Annotated in this window: 20 protein-coding genes; 14 read left to right on the top strand and 6 right to left on the bottom strand. The window is 74.2% G+C overall.

What is annotated here, in order from left to right; all coding sequences use genetic code 11:
• The first annotated feature begins 51 nt into the window (after nt 1-51).
• Entirely contained in the window at nt 52-1,194 is a 1,143-nt protein-coding gene (locus J5Y05_RS26400) for a glycosyltransferase family 4 protein (protein ID WP_210875592.1), read from the top strand.
• An 82-nt stretch (nt 1,195-1,276) separates the two neighbouring features.
• Here J5Y05_RS26400 and J5Y05_RS26395 read toward each other — a convergent pair whose 3' ends face one another.
• The gene (locus J5Y05_RS26395; protein WP_210875591.1) at nt 1,277-3,073 is read right to left on the bottom strand and encodes an AMP-dependent synthetase/ligase; all 1,797 of its coding nucleotides are present in this window, start codon (nt 3,071-3,073) and stop codon (nt 1,277-1,279) included.
• Nucleotides 3,074-3,369: 296 nt separating this feature from the next.
• On the opposite strand from J5Y05_RS26395, the gene J5Y05_RS26390 reads away from it, so the two are divergent.
• The 6 genes from J5Y05_RS26390 to J5Y05_RS26365 all read left to right on the top strand — a co-directional run bounded on the left by J5Y05_RS26390 (nt 3,370) and on the right by J5Y05_RS26365 (nt 8,533).
• Entirely contained in the window at nt 3,370-4,167 is a 798-nt protein-coding gene (locus tag J5Y05_RS26390; RefSeq protein ID WP_210875590.1) for a metallophosphoesterase family protein, read from the top strand.
• A 125-nt stretch (nt 4,168-4,292) separates the two neighbouring features.
• Nucleotides 4,293-4,733 carry an SRPBCC family protein gene (locus tag J5Y05_RS26385; RefSeq protein ID WP_210875589.1) on the top strand — a complete coding sequence of 147 codons (441 nt, stop codon included), beginning with the start codon at nt 4,293-4,295 and terminating at the stop codon, nt 4,731-4,733.
• A gap of 57 nt (nt 4,734-4,790) precedes the next feature.
• Nucleotides 4,791-5,963 (top strand): ArsA family ATPase, encoded by a 1,173-nt coding sequence (locus J5Y05_RS26380; protein ID WP_210875588.1) that lies wholly within the window; start codon nt 4,791-4,793, stop codon nt 5,961-5,963.
• Nucleotides 5,964-6,020: 57 nt separating this feature from the next.
• The gene (locus tag J5Y05_RS26375; RefSeq protein WP_210875587.1) at nt 6,021-6,617 is read left to right on the top strand and encodes a DUF5304 domain-containing protein; all 597 of its coding nucleotides are present in this window, start codon (nt 6,021-6,023) and stop codon (nt 6,615-6,617) included.
• Between the two features lie 132 nt (nt 6,618-6,749).
• Nucleotides 6,750-7,703 (top strand): ROK family glucokinase, encoded by a 954-nt coding sequence (locus J5Y05_RS26370; protein ID WP_210875586.1) that lies wholly within the window; start codon nt 6,750-6,752, stop codon nt 7,701-7,703.
• Nucleotides 7,704-7,774: 71 nt separating this feature from the next.
• The gene (locus J5Y05_RS26365; RefSeq protein WP_210875585.1) at nt 7,775-8,533 is read left to right on the top strand and encodes an endonuclease/exonuclease/phosphatase family protein; all 759 of its coding nucleotides are present in this window, start codon (nt 7,775-7,777) and stop codon (nt 8,531-8,533) included.
• A 74-nt stretch (nt 8,534-8,607) separates the two neighbouring features.
• On the opposite strand, the gene J5Y05_RS26360 is transcribed toward J5Y05_RS26365, so the two are convergent.
• The gene (locus J5Y05_RS26360; RefSeq protein ID WP_210875584.1) at nt 8,608-9,300 is read right to left on the bottom strand and encodes a hypothetical protein; all 693 of its coding nucleotides are present in this window, start codon (nt 9,298-9,300) and stop codon (nt 8,608-8,610) included.
• Complete coding sequence (locus J5Y05_RS26355) at nt 9,293-10,096, bottom strand: alpha/beta hydrolase (protein WP_210875583.1); 804 nt, start codon at nt 10,094-10,096, stop codon at nt 9,293-9,295. Before J5Y05_RS26355 ends, J5Y05_RS26360 begins: the two co-directional genes overlap by 8 nt.
• Before the next feature lie 166 nt (nt 10,097-10,262).
• On the opposite strand from J5Y05_RS26355, the gene J5Y05_RS26350 reads away from it, so the two are divergent.
• The 4 genes from J5Y05_RS26350 to J5Y05_RS26335 all read left to right on the top strand — a co-directional run bounded on the left by J5Y05_RS26350 (nt 10,263) and on the right by J5Y05_RS26335 (nt 14,184).
• Nucleotides 10,263-11,072, top strand: a complete 810-nt coding sequence (locus J5Y05_RS26350; protein ID WP_247615373.1) for a lysophospholipid acyltransferase family protein — start codon at nt 10,263-10,265, stop codon at nt 11,070-11,072.
• A 61-nt stretch (nt 11,073-11,133) separates the two neighbouring features.
• Nucleotides 11,134-12,396, top strand: coding sequence for a MacS family sensor histidine kinase (macS, locus tag J5Y05_RS26345; RefSeq protein ID WP_210875582.1), 1,263 nt, complete (start codon nt 11,134-11,136; stop codon nt 12,394-12,396).
• The gene (locus tag J5Y05_RS26340; RefSeq protein ID WP_210875581.1) at nt 12,389-13,066 is read left to right on the top strand and encodes a response regulator; all 678 of its coding nucleotides are present in this window, start codon (nt 12,389-12,391) and stop codon (nt 13,064-13,066) included. Before macS ends, J5Y05_RS26340 begins: the two co-directional genes overlap by 8 nt.
• 122 nt (nt 13,067-13,188) lie before the next feature.
• Entirely contained in the window at nt 13,189-14,184 is a 996-nt protein-coding gene (locus J5Y05_RS26335) for a 2-hydroxyacid dehydrogenase (protein WP_210875580.1), read from the top strand.
• On the opposite strand, the gene J5Y05_RS26330 is transcribed toward J5Y05_RS26335, so the two are convergent.
• A complete protein-coding gene (locus J5Y05_RS26330) occupies nt 14,136-16,076 on the bottom strand; it encodes an anthranilate synthase family protein (protein WP_210875579.1) in 1,941 nt (646 codons plus the stop codon). The genes J5Y05_RS26335 and J5Y05_RS26330 overlap by 49 nt on opposite strands.
• 134 nt (nt 16,077-16,210) lie before the next feature.
• Nucleotides 16,211-16,267 (bottom strand): trp operon leader peptide, encoded by a 57-nt coding sequence (locus tag J5Y05_RS32695; protein ID WP_372450531.1) that lies wholly within the window; start codon nt 16,265-16,267, stop codon nt 16,211-16,213.
• 107 nt (nt 16,268-16,374) lie between these two features.
• On the opposite strand from J5Y05_RS32695, the gene J5Y05_RS26320 reads away from it, so the two are divergent.
• Complete coding sequence (locus J5Y05_RS26320) at nt 16,375-17,730, top strand: class II 3-deoxy-7-phosphoheptulonate synthase (RefSeq protein WP_210875577.1); 1,356 nt, start codon at nt 16,375-16,377, stop codon at nt 17,728-17,730.
• A 181-nt stretch (nt 17,731-17,911) separates the two neighbouring features.
• A complete protein-coding gene (locus J5Y05_RS26315; protein WP_210875576.1) occupies nt 17,912-18,184 on the top strand; it encodes a (2Fe-2S)-binding protein in 273 nt (90 codons plus the stop codon).
• 70 nt (nt 18,185-18,254) lie between these two features.
• Here J5Y05_RS26315 and bfr read toward each other — a convergent pair whose 3' ends face one another.
• Nucleotides 18,255-18,773, bottom strand: coding sequence for a bacterioferritin (gene bfr / locus J5Y05_RS26310; RefSeq protein ID WP_030417825.1), 519 nt, complete (start codon nt 18,771-18,773; stop codon nt 18,255-18,257).
• Between the two features lie 182 nt (nt 18,774-18,955).
• On the opposite strand from bfr, the gene J5Y05_RS26305 reads away from it, so the two are divergent.
• Nucleotides 18,956-19,603, top strand: coding sequence for a sulfite oxidase-like oxidoreductase (locus tag J5Y05_RS26305; RefSeq protein WP_210875575.1), 648 nt, complete (start codon nt 18,956-18,958; stop codon nt 19,601-19,603).
• The last annotated feature ends 19 nt before the right edge of the window (nt 19,604-19,622 follow it).

Here is a 19,622-nt window from a genome sequence, read left to right as displayed (position 1 = left end):
CGACGCGGCCGGGACCCGCCGCGGGCGGCCCGTTCGGTAGGGTCGGCGGCGATGCGCAAGACCCTGATCGTGACCAACGACTTCCCGCCCCGACCGGGCGGCATCCAGGCATTTCTGCACAACATGGCGCTGCGCCTGGACCCCGAGCGGCTGGTCGTCTACGCCTCCACCTGGAAGCGGGGCCGCGAGGGCGCCGAGGCCACCGCCGCCTTCGACGCCGAGCAGCCCTTCACGGTCGTACGGGACCGGACGACGATGCTGCTGCCGACGCCCGCGGCGACCCGGCGGGCGGTCTCCCTGCTGCGCGAGCACGGGTGCGAGTCGGTGTGGTTCGGGGCGGCGGCACCCCTCGGCCTGATGGCCCCGGCGCTGCGGCGGGCGGGGGCCCGGCGGATCGTCGCCACCACCCACGGCCACGAGGCGGGCTGGGCCCAGCTCCCCGCCGCCCGGGGGCTGTTGCGCCGCATCGGGGAGTCGGTCGACACCGTGACCTACCTCGGCGAGTACACCCGCTCGCGGATCGCGGGCGCGCTCACCGCCGAGGCGGCGGCCCGGATGGCGCACCTGCCGCCCGGCGTCGACGAGAAGACCTTCCACCCCGGCTCGGGCGGCGACGCGGTGCGGGCCCGGCTCGGGCTGACCGGCCGGCCCGTGGTGGTCTGCGTCTCCCGGCTCGTGCCGCGCAAGGGCCAGGACACGCTGATCCGCGCGCTGCCCGCGATCCTCGCCGCCGAGCCGGAGACCGTTCTGTTGATCGTCGGCGGCGGGCCCTACGAGAAGGAGCTGCGCCGCCTCGCCCACGAGAGCGGCGTCGCCGCCTCCGTCCGCTTCACCGGCGCCGTGCCCTGGGCCGAACTGCCCGCGCACTACGGCGCCGGGGACGTCTTCGCCATGCCCTGCCGCACCCGGCGCGGCGGCCTCGACGTGGAGGGGCTCGGCATCGTCTACCTGGAGGCGTCCGCGACCGGGCTGCCCGTCGTCGCCGGGGACTCCGGCGGCGCCCCCGACGCGGTCCTCGACGGCGAGACCGGCTGGGTCGTGGCGGGCGGCTCCGCCGGACAGGCCGCCGAGCGGATCACCGCCCTGCTCGGCGACGCGGAGCTGCGCCGCCGGATGGGGGAGCGGGGCCGGGCCTGGGTCGAGGAGACCTGGCGCTGGGACCTGCTCGCGGAACGGCTGAAAGCCCTCCTGTGACCGGCGGGAGCGGCGGGACGCGTGGGCCCGGCGGGAGCGGCCGGGCCGCGCGCGGTGTCCCGCCCGCGGCCCCGCCCTCCGGTCACTTGCGGTAGAGCGCCTCGATCTCGTCGGCGTAGTCCTTCGCCACCACGCCCCGCTTCAGCTTCAGCGACGGCGTCAGATGGCCCGACTCCTCCGTGAACTGGGCGTCGAGCACCCGGAACTTGCGCACCGACTCCGCCTTGGAGACCGCCGCGTTCCCGTCGTCCACCGCCGCCTGCACGGCGGCCAGCAGGTCGGGGTCCTCGCGCAGCGAGGCGGCCGTCGAACCGGCCGGCTTGCCGTGGTCGGCGCACCAGCGGCCGAGGAACTCCTCGTCGACCGTGACCAGCGCCCCCACGAACGGACGCCCGTCGCCCACCACCATGCACTCCGCGACCAGCGCGTGGGCCCGGATGCGGTCCTCGATCACCGCCGGGGCGACGTTCTTGCCGCCCGCCGTGACGATGATCTCCTTCTTGCGGCCGGTGATCCGCAGGTAGCCGTCCTCGTCGAGGGTGCCGATGTCGCCGGTGTGGAACCAGCCGTCGGCCAGCGCCTCGGCGGTCGCGGCCGGATTGTTCCAGTACTCCTTGAACAGGTGCTCGCCGTGGAGCAGCACCTCGCCGTCGTCGGCGATGCGCACCACCGAGCCGGGCAGCGGCTGGCCCACCGTGCCGATCTTCTGCCGGTCCCAGGGGTTGAAGGCGGTGGCCGCGCAGGACTCGGTCAGCCCGTACCCCTCCAGCACCGTGAAGCCGATGCCGCGGAAGAAGTGGCCGAGCCGCTCGCCCAGCGGGGCGCCGCCGGAGATGGCGTACTCGCCGCGCCCGCCGAGGACCGCGCGCAGCTTGCCGTAGACCAGCTTGTCGAAGAGCCGGTGCCGCATCCGCAGGCCGAACGAGGGGCCCGACGGGGAGTCCAGCGCCTTGCTGTACGCGATGGCCGTGTCGGCGGCCCTGTCGAAGATCTTGCCCTTGCCGTCGGCCTGGGCCTTGGCCCGCGCCCCGTTGTAGACCTTCTCGAAGACCCGCGGCACACCGAGGATCAGCGTCGGCCGGAAGGCGGCCAGCTCGTCGGTGAGGTTCTTGATGTCCGGGACGCAGCCCAGCTTGATCGGCGCCATCATCGGCGCGATCTGCACCAGCCGCCCGAAGACGTGCGCGAGCGGCAGGAAGAGCAGCACGCTGCACTCGCCGGTGCGGAAGAGCGGGCGCAGCCGCTCGACGACGTTGCCGCACTCGGCGAAGAAGCTGCGGTGGGTGAGCACACAGCCCTTGGGACGGCCGGTGGTGCCCGAGGTGTAGACGATCGTCGCCGGGTCGTCGGCCTTCGCCAGCGACCCGCGCTCCTCGACCGTGCGGTCGGTCACGTCCTGGCCGAGCCGGCGCAGCTCCTCCACGCCCCCGGCGTCGATCTGCCAGAGGTGCTTGAGCGCGGGCAGCTCCTCGCGCACGGACTCCACGGCGGCGGCGTGCGCCGGCGACTCCACCAGGCAGGCGGTCGCGCCGGAGTCGCCGAGTATCCACCGCACCTGCTCCGGGGAGCTGGTCTCGTAGACCGGCACGGTGATCCCGCCCGCGCTCCAGATGGCGAAGTCCAGGAGCGTCCACTCGTAGCGGGTCCGGGACATCAGGCCGACCCGGTCGCCGGGCTGCACGCCCGCGGCGATCAGGCCCTTGGCGGCGGCGTGCACCTCGGCGAGGAAGGCCCGCGCGGTCACGTCCTGCCACGCGGCGCCCACCTTGCGGGCGATGACGGCGACCTCCGGATGCTGCGCGGCGTTTCTGCGGACGATGTCGGTCAGGTTTCCGTCCGCGGGGACCTCGTACAAGGCCGGAAGGCTGAACTCGCGCAAGACTGCTGCTCCTCTTAGGGCGCCGGCGCCATGACGGTGTGTGATGCGACGGTGCGGTCCATGGCTCGGGCTGGTGCTCGGGGCTTCGCATGCCGAAAGCCTGAGCACGATGGGACTGCCCGGACGTTACCCGCCGGTATGGGCTCTCCGACAGGGGGTCCCCGCGAGATGTTCGCTGCGTCACACGTAGGGGGTTTCCTTTGCGCAGAGTAGTCGACGCGGCGACCGGCCAGCCAGTAACGGCAGGTGCACCCGCCACTGTTCACGCCATCCGCACCCGCTTACGCTTGATCGGCATGGCACTCACACCGCCCGGCGGCGCGACGACGCGCGTCCACGTGGTCAGCGACGTCCACGGCAACGCCCGCGACCTGGCCCGAGCAGGCGAGGGGGCGGACGCCCTGGTCTGCCTGGGGGACCTGATCCTCTTCCTCGACTACGCCGACCACTCGCGCGGCATCTTCCCCGACCTCTTCGGGGTCGCCAACGCCGACCGGATCGTCGAACTGCGCACCGCCCGCCGGTTCGAGGAGGCCCGGGAGTTCGGGGCCCGGCTCTGGGCCGGCGCCGGCGAGGACCGGTCGGTGCTGATCGAGCGGGCCGTGCGCAAGCAGTACACCGAACTGTTCGCCGCCTTCCCCACCCCGACGTACGCCACCTACGGCAATGTCGACATGCCGGCCCTGTGGCCCGAGTACGCCGGACCCGGCACCACCGTGCTGGACGGGCAGCGGGTGGAGATCGGCGGGCGCGTCTTCGGCTTCGTCGGCGGCGGACTGCGCACCCCGATGCGGACCCCGTTCGAGATCGGCGACGAGGAGTACGCGGCGAAGATCGAGGCCGTCGGCGAGGTCGACGTGCTCTGCACCCACATCCCGCCCGAGGTGCCGGAACTGGTCTACGACACCGTCGCCCGGCGCTTCGAGCGGGGCAGCCGGGCCCTGCTGGAGGCGATCCGGCGCACCCGGCCCCGCTACGCCCTCTTCGGCCACATCCACCAGCCGCTGGTCCGGCGGATGCGGATCGGGGCCACCGAGTGCGTGAACGTCGGCCACTTCGCCACGACGGGCCGGCCCTGGGTCCTGGAGTGGTGAGGCGGCGGTGCCGCGGCGGCCCGGCAGGTGGCGGCGGTGACCGTCCGGGTGCGCGGTAGCCTGCACGCGGCACACACGTGCCGAGACGACCCCAGTACCGGCCCGCATCCGGAGGAGCCACGGCGATGGCGGAACACACCAGTTCGAGCATCACGATCGAGGCGGCGCCCGCCTACGTCATGGAGGTGATCGCCGACTTCGCCCGCTACCCGGAGTGGACCGGAGAGGTGAAGGAGGCCGAGGTCCTCGCCGCCGGCGCCGACGGCCGCGCCGAGCAGGTCCGCCTCGTCATGGACGCCGGCGCGATCAAGGACGACCAGACCCTCGCCTACACCTGGACCGGCCCGTACGAGGTCTCCTGGACCCTGGTCAAGTCCCAGATGCTCCGCTCCCTGGACGGCTCCTACCAGCTCAAGCCCTCCGGCAAGGGCACCGAGGTGACCTACCGGCTCACCGTCGACGTCAAGATCCCGATGCTCGGCATGATCAAGCGCAAGGCCGAGAAGGTCATCATCGACCGGGCCCTGGCCGGCCTGAAGAAGCGCGTGGAGTCGGTCCACCCGTAGCCCGCCGACCCGGTGTGCGGGCACCGGGGCGCCGCGGCGCGGGTAGCGTTCGCTTCCATGCGCACCCTCCTGATCACGGGCCCCGGCGGCAGTGGCCGTACCACCGTCGCGGCAGCCACCGCGCTCGCCGCCGCCCGTGCGGGCCACCGCACCCTCCTGATCGGCTCCGACCGCGACGACACCCTCGGCGCCGCGCTCGGCGTCCCCACCGGGGGGACACCGGCCCCCGCCGCACCGGGCCTGACCGTCTGGCGTCCCGACGCCGCCCGGGGCTTCCGCGACGACCTCGCCGGCCTCCAGGAACGCGCCGCCTCCGCACTCGACCTGCTCGGCGCCGCCCGCCTCGACCCCGAGGAGCTGACCCCGCTCCCCGGCGCCGGGGAACTCGCCCTGCTGCGCGCCCTGCGCGACGCCGCCCTCGCCGAGGCCCACGACGTGCTCGTCGTCGACCTGCCGCCCGTGCCCGAGGCCCTCGCCCTGCTCGCCCTGCCCGAGGAACTCCGCCGCTACCTGCGCCGGCTCCTCCCGCCCGAGCGGCAGGCGGCCCGCGCCCTGCGCCCCGTCCTCGGCCGGCTCGCCGGCGTCCCGATGCCCGCCGAGGGCCTCTACGAGACCACCGCCCGCTGGGACCGCGAGCTGGCCGCCACCGAGGCCGTCCTCGCCGACCCCGGCACCGTCGTCCGGCTGGTCGCCGAACCCGGCCCGGCCGGCGCCGACGCCGTCCGCGCCGCCGGCCTCGGCCTCGCCCTGCGCGGACTGCGCACCGACCTGCTCGTCGCCAACCGGGTGCTGCCCGAGGACGTCCCCGCCGACGGCTGGCTGGCCGGCCCCCTCGCCCAGCAGCGCAAGACCCTCGACGAATGGCGCGAGACGCACCCCGTGCACCCCGTCGCCCACCTCGGCCGGGACCCGCGCGGCGAGGACGACCTGGCCGCCCTCGCCGCCCCGCACACCGGGCCGGACGGTCCGCCCGTCGCCTGGCCGGTCACCGACCGGCTCGCCGCCGACGGGGTCCTCGTCTGGCACATCCCGCTCCCCGGCGCCCTGCGCGAGGAACTCGACCTGGTGCGGCGCGGCGACGAACTCGTCGTCACGGCGGGCCCGTTCCGCCGGATCGTGCCGCTGCCCTCCGCGCTGCGCCGCTGCACCGTCGAGGGCGCCGCGCTGCGGGAGGGCACCCTCGCCGTCCGGTTCGCGCCGGACCCGCGGCTGTGGCCCCGCGGCCGGTGAACCTCCCGGGCCCGGTCGGGTAACGTCGGAGGCACGAAACCCAGTCAGGAGTCCGTCATGAGCGAAGAGCCGCCCACGCCCGAGGACGCTCGCGCCGACGCCGCCGACGAGGTACGGGTGACCGACGCCGACGCCTGGGCCACGGCCTGCGCCGAGGACCTGGAGGAGGAGAAGGCCCGCCGCCGCTCCGCCTACGGGCCGCCCCCCGGCTCGGCCGCCGAGGAGCTGCGCCGGCTGGTCGACGCCGTCGCCGACAAGCTCACCGGCCTCCCCGCCCCGCTGCTCGGCGCGGTCGCCGGACCCGCCGCCCAGGAGGCGGTGCGGCAGGCCGTCCGGCAGGCCAAGGCCGCCGTCGAGCCCGTCATCGAGCGCAACCCCGACGTCTTCGACCACCTCGCCGCGGCCGGCGGGGAACTCCTGGCCGCCTACCGCTCCGCGGTCCAGGGACAGGAGCGCCGCTGGACCACCGGGGCCACCGGGAGCGGTGCCGAGGGCGACCCCCGCGACCCCCGGGACGCCGCCGCCTCCCGCGCGGACGGCGAGGACGCCGCCGACGCCGCCGACGCCGCCGACGCCGCCGACGCCGCCGACGCCGCCGACACCGGCGACGACGGCGAGGGCGACGGCACCGGCCGGCGCATCGACCTGGACTGAGGTTCCCACCCCCGGTTCCGGTGCGAACGGCCGTGCGATCCGGGCCCGTGCGGCCTGGCCGGGACGCGAATCCGACGGCATCGCCTCGGGTACGGTTGGCCGTAGCGGGGCTCGACCGAAACTGAGGGATTCATGGGACTCACCATCGGCGTCGACATCGGCGGCACGAAGATCGCGGCCGGCGTGGTCGACGAGGACGGAAACATCCTCTCGACCTTCAAGGTGCCGACCCCGACCACGCCCGAGGCCATCGTGGACGCCATCGCCGCCTCCGTGGACGGGGCGCGGGCCGGACACGAGATCGTCGGCGTGGGCATCGGCGCCGCCGGGTACGTCAACCGGCAGCGCTCCACCGTCTACTTCGCGCCGAACATCGACTGGCGCCAGGAGCCGCTCAAGGAGAAGGTCGAGGCCCGCGTGGGGCTCCCCGTCGTGGTGGAGAACGACGCGAACGCGGCGGCCTGGGGCGAGTACAAGTTCGGCGCCGGCAAGGGCCACCGCAACGTCATCTGCATCACGCTCGGCACCGGCCTCGGCGGCGGCATCATCATCGGCAACAAGCTGCGCCGGGGCCACTTCGGCGTGGCCGCCGAGTTCGGCCACATCCGCATGGTGCCCGACGGGCTGCTGTGCGGCTGCGGCTCCCAGGGCTGCTGGGAGCAGTACGCCTCCGGCCGCGCCCTCGTCCGCTACGCCAAGCAGCGCGCCAACGCCACCCCGGAGCGCGCCGGCGTCCTCCTCGGGCTGGGCGACGGCACCCCCGAGGGCATCGAGGGCAAGCACATCTCCGTCGCCGCCCGGCAGGGCTGCCCGGTGGCCGTCGACTCCTACCGGGAACTGGCCCGCTGGGCCGGGGCCGGCCTCGCCGACCTGGCCTCGCTCTTCGACCCTTCCGCGTTCATCGTCGGGGGCGGCCTCTCCGACGAGGGCGATCTGGTCCTCGACCCGATCCGCACCTCCTACAAGCGGTGGCTGGTCGGCGGGAACTGGCGTCCGGTGGCCGACGTGATCGCCGCCCGGCTCGGCAACGAGGCGGGCCTCGTGGGCGCCGCCGACCTCGCCCGGGAGCCCGACCCGATCATGTGACGCCCGGTCGTGCGCGCGGGCCCGCCGAGCCCCACCCGGGGACGGCGGGCCCGCGTCGTATCTTGACCCGCATGGCGACCACCGACACCCCGCTGCCCGCCTCGCGCACCGAGCCCGACGGCTCCGCCGTCGTCCGGGTCCTCTCGTACAACGTCCGCTCGATGCGCGACGACACCGACGCGCTCGCCCGGGTCGTCGCCGCCTGCGAGGCCGACCTCGTCCTCCTCCAGGAGGCGCCCCGCTTCTTCCGCTGGCGCAAGAAGCTCGCCCGGCTCGCCGCCGCCTCCGGGCTGGTGGTCCTCTCCGGGGGCGCCCCGGCCGCCGGACCGGCGCTGCTGTGCTCGCTGCGGGCCACCGTGGAGCGCACCGGGGACGTGCTGCTGCCGCTCACCCCGGGGCTGCACCGCCGGGGCCTCGCCACCGCCGTGGTCCGTATCGGCGGAGCCCGCCTCGGCGTGCTGAGCTGCCACCTCTCCCTGCGGGCCGACGAGCGCCTCGCCCAGGCCGGGATGGTCCTGGACCACCTGGCCGGGCTGGGCGTGGAGCACGCGGTGGCCGGCGGCGACCTCAACGAACGCCCCGGCGGGCCCACCCACCGGCGGCTCGCCGAGGGGGTGCGGGACTGCTGGACGGCCACGCCCTGGGGCGGCGAGTACACCTCCACGGCGGCCGACCCGCACCAGCGCATCGACGCCCTGTTCACCACGGCCGGCGTCGAGGTGCTGGGGTGCGGGGTGCCGCGGAGCCTGCCCGGGGTGGACCGGGGCGACCTGGTGGCCGCCACCGACCACCTGCCGGTGCTGGCCGCCCTGCGCGTCCCGGCCTCCTGAGCCCTGCGGCCCCGGGCGGGACGGACGGCCGAGGGGCCGGACCGCCGCGCCGCCGGGGCGTACGGCAAGGGGGGTCAGACCACCGCGCCGCGGCCCGGGTCGTCGTCGTCCTCGTCACCCGTGCGCATCCGCGCCACCAGCGTGGCGAAGCCGCCGAGGAAGCCGCCGATGGTGAGCAGCGTCAGCCACCACGTCATCTCCCAGTCGAGCACCACCGCGAGCAGCAGCAGGACCGGACCGCCGATCACGCCCAGCCAGGCGAACTTCGTGGTCGTGTCGCCCTCCGACAGCGGGGGCGGCTCGGGCGGCACGAAGTGGCCCTCGTCCTCCTCCTCGAAGTCGTCCTCGGACGGCTCGGCCAGCGAGTGGTCGCGCGGACCCACCCCGGGCGCGAAGACCACCGAACCGCCCAGCGGACGGGCCGGGGCGGGCTTCTCGTCGTTGGTGTCGGCCTCCAGCAGCGCCAGGTCCTCCACCGACTTGAACGGCTTGGCGCCCGGCGGGTCCGGCGGCTCCTGCCCGTACCCGGCGACGATCGCCGCCCAGGCGGCGTCCTCGTCGAAGGCCGGCTCGGCGGCGCCCGGCGCGGCGCCCGGCGCGGGGCCCGCCGGTCCGGCCGCCGGACTGTCCGCCGGACCGGCCGCCGCCTCGCGGCGCGGACTCTCCCCCTCGGGGGCGGGGTGCGGTCGGTCCGCCTCCGGAGCGGGGTGCGGGCCCCGGTCCTCCCGCTCCTCCCGTTCGTCGCGGTCGGAGTCGTGCTCAGCCACCTGCGGTCGTCCCTTCCTTGCCGAGACCCGGCTCCGTCTCCCCGACGGAACCGGGTGCGAGCCGGCCGATGAACGCGACGCTCTCCGCGAAGATCCGGTCCGCGTCATGGTCCAACGTCGCCACGTGACAGCTCTGTTCCAGCAGGATCTCCGTCACGTCCGTCGAGGAGACCCGGCCGAGCACCCGGGCCGAGTCGGCCGGCGGCACCACGTGGTCGCGCGGACTGCGCAGGAGCAGCAGCGGCTGGGTGACCTGGGGCAGCTCGCCGTCGACGAGGCGGAAGAAGGCGCGCAGCGAGTGCGCGGCGTGCAGCGGCACCCGGTCGTACCCCAGCTCCTCGACGTCGGGCCGGGCGATGTCGCTCGCGATGCCCCGGGTGGTGCGCACGAGGTGGCGCAGGACCGGCAGGGCGTGCGGTGCGAGGCCGTGCATCCGGTTGGCCGGGTTGACGACGATCACGCCGGAGACCGCGTCGCCGTGCCGGGCGGCGAGCCGCAGCGCGAGGGCGCCGCCCATCGACAGCCCGGCCACGAAGACCGTCTCGCACCGCTCGCGCAGGACGCGCAGCGCGCGGTCGACCTCCGCGTACCAGTCCTGCCAGCCGGTGAGCTGGAGGTCCTGCCAGCGGGTGCCGTGTCCGGGCAGCAGCGGCAGCGAGACGGAGAGGCCGCGCGCGGCGAGGTGGACGGCCCAGGGGCGCAGGGACTGCGGGGAGCCGGTGAAACCGTGGCAGAGGAGGACGCCGGCCTCCCCGCCGTCGTGGCGGAACGGCTCGGCTCCGGGCAGGACCGGCACGTGTGGTCTCCCTCGTGACGAGCGGGCACCGCGGGCACACCGGGTGCGGGTACTTCACCGTACGCGACCGCACTGACACCGACCAGGGGCGTCGGGGCCATTGACCGTGGCCCGGGATAATCTCTGAGCATCGGACACGGGAGGCACTCGCTTGTTGTACGGCGCGATGAAGGTCACCATCGGGGGCTCGCTGAAGCTCGCCTTCCGGCCCTGGGTGGAGGGACTGGAGCACGTCCCGGCCGAGGGCCCCGCCATCCTGGCCAGCAACCACCTGTCGTTCTCCGACTCGTTCTTCCTGCCGGCCGTCCTGCACCGCAAGGTCACCTTCATCGCCAAGGCCGAGTACTTCACCACCCCCGGCGTCAAGGGCCGGCTGACCGCCGCCTTCTTCAAGGGGGTCGGCCAGCTCCCGGTGGACCGCTCCGGGGGGCGCGGCGCCGGGGAGGCCGCCATCAGGAGCGGGATCGAGGTGCTGGAGCGCGGCGAGCTGTTCGGCATCTACCCGGAGGGCACCCGCTCCCCGGACGGCCGCCTCTACCGGGGCAAGCCCGGCGGCCTCGCCCGCGTCGCCCTCGCCACCGGCGCCCCGGTGCTGCCGGTCGCCATGATCGACACGGAGAAGATCCAGCCGCCCGGACAGGTCGTGCCCAAGCTGATGCGTCCCGGCATCCGCATCGGGGCGCCGCTGGACTTCAGCCGCTACCAGGGCATGGAGCACGACCGTTTCGTGCTGCGGGCGCTGACCGACGAGGTCATGTACGAAATCATGAAGCTCTCCGGCCAGGAGTACGTCGACGTCTACGCGACCGCGATGAAGCGGCAGCTCGCGGAGGCGGCGAAGGCGGAGAAGGAAGCCGCGAAGGCCGGCAAGGACTCGCCTAAGGCGAAGCCGGAGACGAGGCCGGAGACGAAGCCGAAGACGGCGACGGCGACGGAGACCGACGCGGCCGGGGGCGAGGGCCGCTCCGAGCCGTAGCGGCCGGCGCCGGACGGGGCGGGCCGCCACGGGGCGGTGACGGAGACGGGGGAGACGGGACATGGCCGGACGCGAGCGAGTCATGAGGATGTCGGTCGAACAGCCGCTGTGGCGCGCGCTGACCGCCTACCGGGTCCTCGCCGCCCTCTACGCGACCGGGCTCTTCGCCACCGCGTACGAGGGCTTCACCCGGCCCTGGCTCGCCGTCGGCTACTTCGCCGTCCTGTGCGTGTGGACCCTCGCCACCCTCCCGAGGGTCGCGAACGCGGCCCGCTGCACCAAGCGGTTCCTCGCCGCCGACCTCACCCTCGCGCTCACCGGCATCCTGCTCACCCCCGTCGCCGACGCCCCCGCGCGGGTCATGGACGGCGGGCCCACCCTGCCGTCGATATGGACCGCCGGGTCCGTCCTCGCCTTCGCCGTCAAGGGCGGCTGGCGCTGGGCGGCGCTCGCCTCCTCGCTGGTCGCCCTCGCCAACCTGGTCGAACGCGGCACCCCCGCCCGCGACACCGTCCACAACGTCATCCTCGTCTGGGTCGCCTCCATCGCCATCGGCTACGTCGTCGAGGTCGCCCGCGCCTCCGAACGCACCCTGGCCCGCGCCCTGGAGATCGAGGCCGCCACCCGGGAGCGGGAGCGGCTCGCCCGGGACATCCACGACAGCGTGCTCCAGGTGCTGGCCATGGTGCAGCGGCGCGGCGCCGTCATCGGCGGGGAGGCGGCCGAGCTGGGCCGGATGGCGGGCGAGCAGGAGGTCGCGCTGCGCACCCTGGTCTCCGGCGGGCTGGTCCCCGTCTCCCGGGTCTCCGAGGACACCGCCGAGGGCGCCGTCGTACGGATCGTGGACGAACCGGACGACGAGGGGGACGACCCCGGCGCCCCGGTCGACCTGCGCGCCCTGCTCGCCCCCCGGGCCGGGGCGCGGGTGAGCCTCGCCGAACCGGGGGCGCCGGTCCTGCTGCCCCCGGCCACCGCCCGGGAACTGGCCGCCGCGGTCGGCGCCGCCCTGGACAACGTCCGACGGCACGCCGGCGAGGGGGCGCGGGCCTGGCTCCTCGTCGAGGACGAGCCCGGCGAAGTGATCGTCACCGTCCGCGACGACGGGCCCGGCATCCCGGAGGGCCGGCTCGCCGAGGCGGAGGGGGAGGGGCGGCTCGGGGTGGCCCAGTCCATCCGGGGCCGGCTGCGCGACCTCGGCGGCACCGCCGAGCTGATCTCGGTCCCCGGCCAGGGCACCGAGGTCGAACTGAGGGCACCGAAGACCACGCCGGCCCCCGGGCGCCCCGGGGCCGGCCCACGGGGAGAGGCGGCAGGCGATGAGTGAACGACAGGGACCGATCAGGGTGATGGTGGTCGACGACCATCCGATGTGGCGCGACGCGGTCGCCCGGGACCTGGCCGAGTCCGGCTTCGAGGTGGTCGCCACCGCGGGCGACGGCGAACAGGCGGTGCGCCGGGCCCGCGCCACCACGCCGGACGTCCTCGTCCTCGACCTCAACCTGCCCGGCAAGCCCGGTGTCCAGGTCTGCAAGGAGGTCGTCGGCGCCGACCCCGCGGTCCGCGTCCTGGTGCTGTCGGCGAGCGGGGAGCACGCCGACGTGCTGGAGGCCGTCAAGTCCGGCGCCACCGGATACCTGCTCAAGTCGGCGTCCACCCGGGAACTCCAGGACGCCGTGCGCCGCACCGCCGACGGCGACCCGGTCTTCACCCCGGGCCTGGCCGGACTCGTCCTCGGCGAGTACCGGCGCCTCGCCTCCGAGCCGGCGCCCGCCCCCGACACGGGCGCCCCGGGCGCCCCCCGGCTCACCGACCGCGAGACCGAGGTCCTGCGGCTGGTCGCCAAGGGGCTGAGCTACAAGCAGATCGCCGAACGCCTCGTCATCTCCCACCGCACCGTGCAGAACCACGTCCAGAACACCCTGGGCAAGCTCCAGTTGCACAACCGGGTGGAGCTGGTGCGGTACGCGATAGAGCGCGGCCTCGACGACGGCTGACGCCCCGCCCCGCCGTTCTTCCGCGCGGGGCGGCGCGGCGGCCGTATATTCGGGCCCGGGTCCGGCGCCCCCGGGTGGCCGGGCCCGGCGGAACGGAAAGCGGTCCTCACACGGGAGCGGTCATGGAGATCCTGGCCTTCGGCGTCCAGGCCGACGAACAACCTCTCATCGAACGGGCCTTCGCCGGCCACTTCGACGTCCACTGCCTGGACGTCTTCCTCAACGAGGACACCGCCCCCATCGCGGCCGGCCACGAGGCCATCTCCACCAGCGTCAACGCCGACCTCGGCACCCCCGTCCTGGAGGTCCTCGCGGCCGGCGGGACCCGCATGGTCGCCCAGCGCTCCACCGGCTTCAACAACATCGACCTGGACGCGGCCGAACGCCTCGGCCTCACCATCGCCCGGGTCACCACCTACTCCCCGTACGCGGTCGCCGAGTTCGCCTGGACCCTCGCCATGGCCGTCAACCGGCGGATCGTGCGGGCCTCCACCCGCACCCGCGACTTCGACTTCCGGCTGCACGGACTCCTCGGCCGCGATCTGCACGGCCGCACCGCGGGCATCCTCGGCACCGGCCGGATCGGGGCCGCCTTCGCCCGCATCGCGCACGGCTTCGGCATGGAACTGCTCGGCTGGGACGTCGCCGAGAACCCGGAGTGCCTCGCCCTCGGCATGCGCTACGTCCCCCGCGAGGAACTGCTCGCCACCTCCGACCTGATCAGCCTGCACGTCCCGCTGCTGCCCGAGACCCTGCACCTGATCGACGCCGCCGCGCTGAAGTCGATGCGCGACGACGCGATCCTGGTCAACTCCAGCCGCGGCGGCCTGATCGACACCGCCGCCCTCGTCGGCGAGCTGCGCGCGGGCCGCTTCACCGGCGTCGGCCTGGACGTGTACGAGGCGGAGGCGGGCCTGTTCTTCTTCGACCGGTCCCTGGAGGCCATCGAGGACGACACCCTGGCCCGCCTCATCACCTTCCCGAACGTCCTGGTCACCTCGCACCAGGCGTACTACACCCGCGAGGCCGTCGGGCAGATCGTCGACACCACCGTGCGCAACGTCCTCGACTACCGCGCGGGACGCCGCTCGGAGAACGTCCTCGTGCCGCGGAGCTGACCGGCCAGCTCCCGCACGATCGCCGGACCGTTCAGCGTCAGCACCGACTCCGGGTGGAACTGCACCCCGGCGAAACCGGGCCCGCGCAGCGCGTGCACCTCACCGGAGGCCGAGCGGCTCACCTCGACGCCCCGCGCGCCCAGCTCCCGCAGCGACTCGTCGTCGCAGCGGGCCACGAAGCTGTTGTAGAAGCCGACGGTCTCCCGCCGCCCGAAGAGGCCGATCTCCGTCTGCGCCCCCTGGAAGGGCACCGCCTTGCGCACCAGCTCCAGGCCCAGCCCGGCCGCGATCATCTCGTGCCCGAGACAGACGCCGAGCACGCCGTGCCGGTGGCCGCGGACCAGGTCGGCGGCGAGCGAGCGCAGCCGCCGCATCTTGGGGTCGGCTGCGTCGGCCGGGTCGCCGGGGCCCGGTCCCAGCACCACGGGGCCCTCGTGCCGCAGGACCGCCTCGCGCAGCCCCGGCGCGTCGTGGCGCAGCACGTCGACCGCGTACCCGCAGGTGCGCAGCAGGTGCGCGAGCATCGCCGTGAAGGTGTCCTCCCCGTCGACCACCAGGGCGTGCCCCGCCGAGGTCCTGGCCGGCTCCTGCATCCGCAGCCAGAACGGGGCCAGCGCGGCCCGGCGCCCGTCCAGCGCCGCCCGGACGCGGGGGTCGTCGGCGAGCCGGGGCCGCCGTGCCTCCGCCCGGGGCCGCGCGGGCCGCACGCCCAGCGCGGCCAGCACCCCGGCCGCCTTGGCGTGGGTCTCGGCCACCTCGCCGGCCGGGTCGGAGCCGCGGACCAGCGTGGCGCCGACCGGCACCCGCAGCCGTCCGCCGGCGTCGATGTCGGCGGTGCGGATGAGGATGGGGGAGTCCAGGGTCTGCGCCCCGGTGCCGGTGTCCGTCCCGTCGGCGCCGGTCTCCTCGGAGCGGCCGAGCAGGGCCAGGGCGCCCGCGTAGTAGCCGCGTCCGCCGCTCTCGTGCCGCTCGATGACCCGGCAGGCGTTCTGCACCGGCGAGCCGGTGACCGTCGCCGCGAACATCGTCTCCCGCAGCACCTCGCGCACGTCCAGCGAGGACCGGCCGCGCAGTTCGTACTCGGTGTGCGCGAGGTGCGCCATCTCCTTCAGCCGGGGGCCGACCACCACCCCGCCCCGGTCGCCCACGGTGCACATCATCTTCAGCTCCTCGTCGACGACCATCGACAGCTCCTCGATCTCCTTGCCGTCGGCGAGGAAGCGCAGCAGGTGCTCCGGGGTGGGGCCTCCGTCGGGGTAGCGGTAGGTGCCGCTGATGGGGTTCATCACCACGGTCCCGCCCGACATGCGCACATGGACCTCGGGGCTCGCGCCGACCAGCGTGCGCCCGCCCGCCGCCGCCCCGGTGTGCACGACGAACGTCCAGTACGCGCCCCGCTCGCCCTCCAGCAGCCGCCGGAACAGGGCCAGCGCGTCGGCCCGCCCGAAGCCGGGGACGAGCCCCTCGTAGGTCCGCCGGATCACGAAGTTGGCGCCCTCGCCCCGCCCGATCTCCTCCGCCAGCACCCGGCCGACGGTCCGCGCGTACTCCTCGTCGTCCACGTCGAAGCCGCCGTCCGTCACCCGGACCTCGTGCGCGGGGAGCCGGTCCAGGGCCTCGCCGAGCGGGATCTCGTACCGCTCCTCGGGGGTCAGGACCAGCAGCGGCGTGCCGTCGTCGCGGACGTCGAAGCCGCGCTCGCGGATCTGGCGGAACGGGACCAGTGCCAGCCCCTCGTCGGGCAGCTCGGACAGCCGCTCGCAGGCGGTGACGGGGCCGATCAGCAGCTCGACGGTGTCGTGGTCGCGGCCCGGGGTGCGCCGCTGGAGCAGGGCGAAGGGGCGGGGATCGCCGGTCAGGGCGCGCAGGTCGGGCAGGGCGGGCAGCGTCATGGGTCCGGTCCTTCTCGGTCTCGCCGGCTCGGGGAGCCGGGGGAGGGGGAGAGGGACGGCCGCTCGCGCACCGGTGCGGAAAACACCGAAGGCCGCCCCTCGGGCGGCCTTCGCGGCGTCTCGGGTACGCGCGGTCAGCGGGCCGCCGGGAGGGCGGTCCACCACCAGGTGCGGGTCGAGTGCGCGAACATGGCAGGCACGGTACACGACCCGCGGCCGGCCGGGGGAGACCGGACAAACCGTCTCACCCACTGAGCGAGGCCGGGGGGACCCGGACCGACCGCGTACTGTGGGGCGCGTGACCGTGAACGCTGATTCTCGAAGCGTCGCCGCTCAGGCGACATGGCGAAACCTGCCCGCGGCGCAGCAGCCCGAGTACCCGGATGCCGAGGCTCTGCGCGATGTGATCGCCGAGCTGGAAACGTATCCGCCGCTGGTCTTCGCCGGCGAGTGCGACCAACTGCGCGCGCGCATGGCCGCGGTCGCCCGGGGAGAGGCGTTCCTGCTCCAGGGCGGCGACTGCGCGGAGTCCTTCGACGCCGTGTCCGCCGAGCACATCCGGGCCAAGCTCAAGACCCTGCTCCAGATGGGCGCCGTCCTCACCTACGCGGCGTCGGTGCCCGTGGTGAAGGTGGGCCGGATCGCCGGCCAGTACTCCAAGCCGCGCTCCAAGCCGACCGAGACCCGCGACGGCGTGACCCTGCCGACCTACCGCGGCGACTCGGTCAACGGCTTCGACTTCACCGAGGCGGCCCGCGTCCCGGACCCCGAGCGGCTGAAGCGCATGTACCACGCCTCGGCCTCCACGCTGAACCTGGTGCGCGCCTTCACCACCGGCGGCTACGCCGACCTGCGCCAGGTGCACGCCTGGAACCAGGACTTCGTGAAGTCCTCGCCCTCCGGCCAGCGCTACGAGCAGCTCGCCCGGGAGATCGACAACGCGCTGAACTTCATGCGGGCCTGCGGCACCGACCCGGAGGAGTTCAAGACCGTCGAGTTCTTCGCCTCCCACGAGGCGCTGCTGCTCGACTACGAGTCGGCGCTCACCCGCGTGGACTCCCGCACCGGGCAGCTCTACGACACCTCCGCGCACATGGTGTGGATCGGCGAGCGCACCCGGCAGTTCGACCACGCGCACATCGAGTTCGCGGCGAAGATCCGCAACCCGATCGGCATCAAGCTCGGCCCGACGACGACGGCCGAGGAGGCGCTCCAGTACATCGAGCGCCTGGACCCCGAGCGCGAGCCGGGCCGGCTGACCTTCATCGTCCGGATGGGCGCGGACAAGATCCGCGACCGGCTCCCCGAGCTGGTCGAGAAGGTCACCGCCTCCGGTGCCACCGTCGCCTGGGTGACCGACCCGATGCACGGCAACACCTTCGAGGCGGCCTCCGGGCACAAGACCCGCCGCTTCGACGACGTGCTCGACGAGGTCAAGGGCTTCTTCGAGGTGCACAAGGCGCTCGGCACCCACCCGGGCGGCATCCACGTCGAGCTGACCGGCGACGACGTCACCGAGTGCGTGGGCGGCGGCGACGAGATCTTCGTCGACGACCTGCACCAGCGCTACGAGACGGCCTGCGACCCGCGGCTCAACCGCAGCCAGTCGCTGGACCTCGCCTTCCTGGTCGCGGAGATGTACCGGGACCAGTGACGGACCGCCCGCACGGGCGCGTACCGGACGTATTGGGGCGCGGATCACACCCGATCCGCGCCCCCCACGCTTTTGCCCCACCGGGGCCATGGGTAAGGTTAGGTTTGCCTCACCGACACGCCGGGTCCTCCGGTCCGTCGGCACGGCACGGCCCTGGACCCCTGCCGGGAGGTGACCCCGCGTGTTCGTCTGTAGCTGCTTCGGCGTGACCGAGGAGCAGGTGAGGTCCCACGCGGAGGCCGGCGCGTGCACGCCCCGGCAGATCGCCTCCGCCTGCAAGGCGGGCACCGACTGCGGCGGCTGCGTGCGGCGCATCCAGGCGCTGCTGGGCCGGGGGGCCTGCCCCCGCCGCGAGCTGATCGACGAGGGGCGCACGGCGGTCCTCGCCGAACTGCCCGGGACGCCCGGGGTCCCCGGGGCGCCCGTGATCCCCGGCCTGCCCAGGGCCGCCTGACCGGCCGCGACGACCGGGCTGCCGCCCGGCCCGGCCGGGGCGTTCGCCCCCGCCCGTCGCGGGCGCCGGCTCAGCGGGTGGAGAAACCGCCCGTGCCCGGTCCGGAGGCGTCCGGCTGGGACTGCTCGATCACCGTCGACAGGTAGAGCGGCTCGCCCAGCTTCTCGATCAGTTCGAGCTGGGTGTCGAGGTAGTCGATGTGGTGCTCCTCGTCGGCGAGGATCGCCTCGAAGATGTTGGCCGACGTGATGTCGTTCTTGGCGCGCATGACGGCGATGCCGCGGCGCAGCCGGTCGATGGCCTCGACCTCGATCTCCCGGTCGGCCCGGAACATCTCGGTCACCGTCTGGCCCACCCGTACGTGGAAGAGCCGCTGGTAGTTGGGGAGCCCGTCCAGGAGCAGGATGCGGTCCGTGAGCACCTCCGCGTGCCGCATCTCGTCGAAGGACTCCGAGCGCGTGTACGAGGCGAGCTTGGTCCACCCCTTGTGGTCCTGGAGCTTCGAGTGGAGGAAGTACTGGTTGATCGCGGTCAGCTCGGCGGTGAGCTGTTCGTTGAGGAATTCGATGACCTCGGGGTCGCCCTGCATCGGGTGCGGCTCCTTCCGGCGGGAACTGGCGGATTTCGCCGCATGATTGCACCGCCGAGGAAGATCGTCCAGTAAGTCTGCACTTAGTAAGTAAGTCCATGCTTAGTCTGAGTTGGGCCGGTCTGAACGAAAATAGGACGGTCGGGTCGGGGGTATCGGTCCCGGTCTGTCAGGATGGAGGCATGGGTCAGCCGGTGGGACACGAAACGGGAGAAGGCGGTACGCAAGGAGCACCGGCGTTCGAGCTTCCCCCCGGTCAGCGCCTCCAGCGCGGCTGGCCGGTCACGCACTACGGCCCGGTGCCCAGGTTCCGCCCGGAGCGCTGGGACTTCCGGGTCTTCGGCGCCACCGCCGACGGCGGCAAGCACCGCTGGACCCACGAGGAGTTCACGGCGCTGCCCTACACCACGGTCGTGGCCGACCTGCACTGCGTCACGAAGTTCAGCATGCTCGGCTCCGAGTGGGGCGGCGTCCCCGCCCGCACGGTCCTCGACCTCGCCCCGCCCGCCCCCGGCGTCACCCACGTGATGGTCTGGGCGGAGTACGGCTACAGCGCCAACCTGCGGCTCTCCGACTTCACCGACGAACGCACCCTCTTCGCCACCCACAAGGAGGGCGAGCTGCTCACCGCCGAGCACGGCTTCCCGCTCCGGCTGGTCGTCCCGCACCTGTACGCCTGGAAGGGGCCGAAGTGGGTGCGCGGCGTCGAGTACATGGTCGCCGACCGGCGCGGCTTCTGGGAGGAGCGCGGCTACCACAACATCGGCGACCCCTGGAAGGAACAGCGCTACACGTACCAGGAGGAGCCCGGGGACGGCCCCGAGCCGTGACGGCCCGGGGCCGGGGACG

Origin of the sequence: Streptomyces tagetis, assembly GCF_018069565.1 — a bacterium.
Taxonomy (GTDB): domain Bacteria; phylum Actinomycetota; class Actinomycetes; order Streptomycetales; family Streptomycetaceae; genus Streptomyces; species Streptomyces tagetis.
This window is presented reverse-complemented; position numbering and strand designations above follow the sequence as displayed.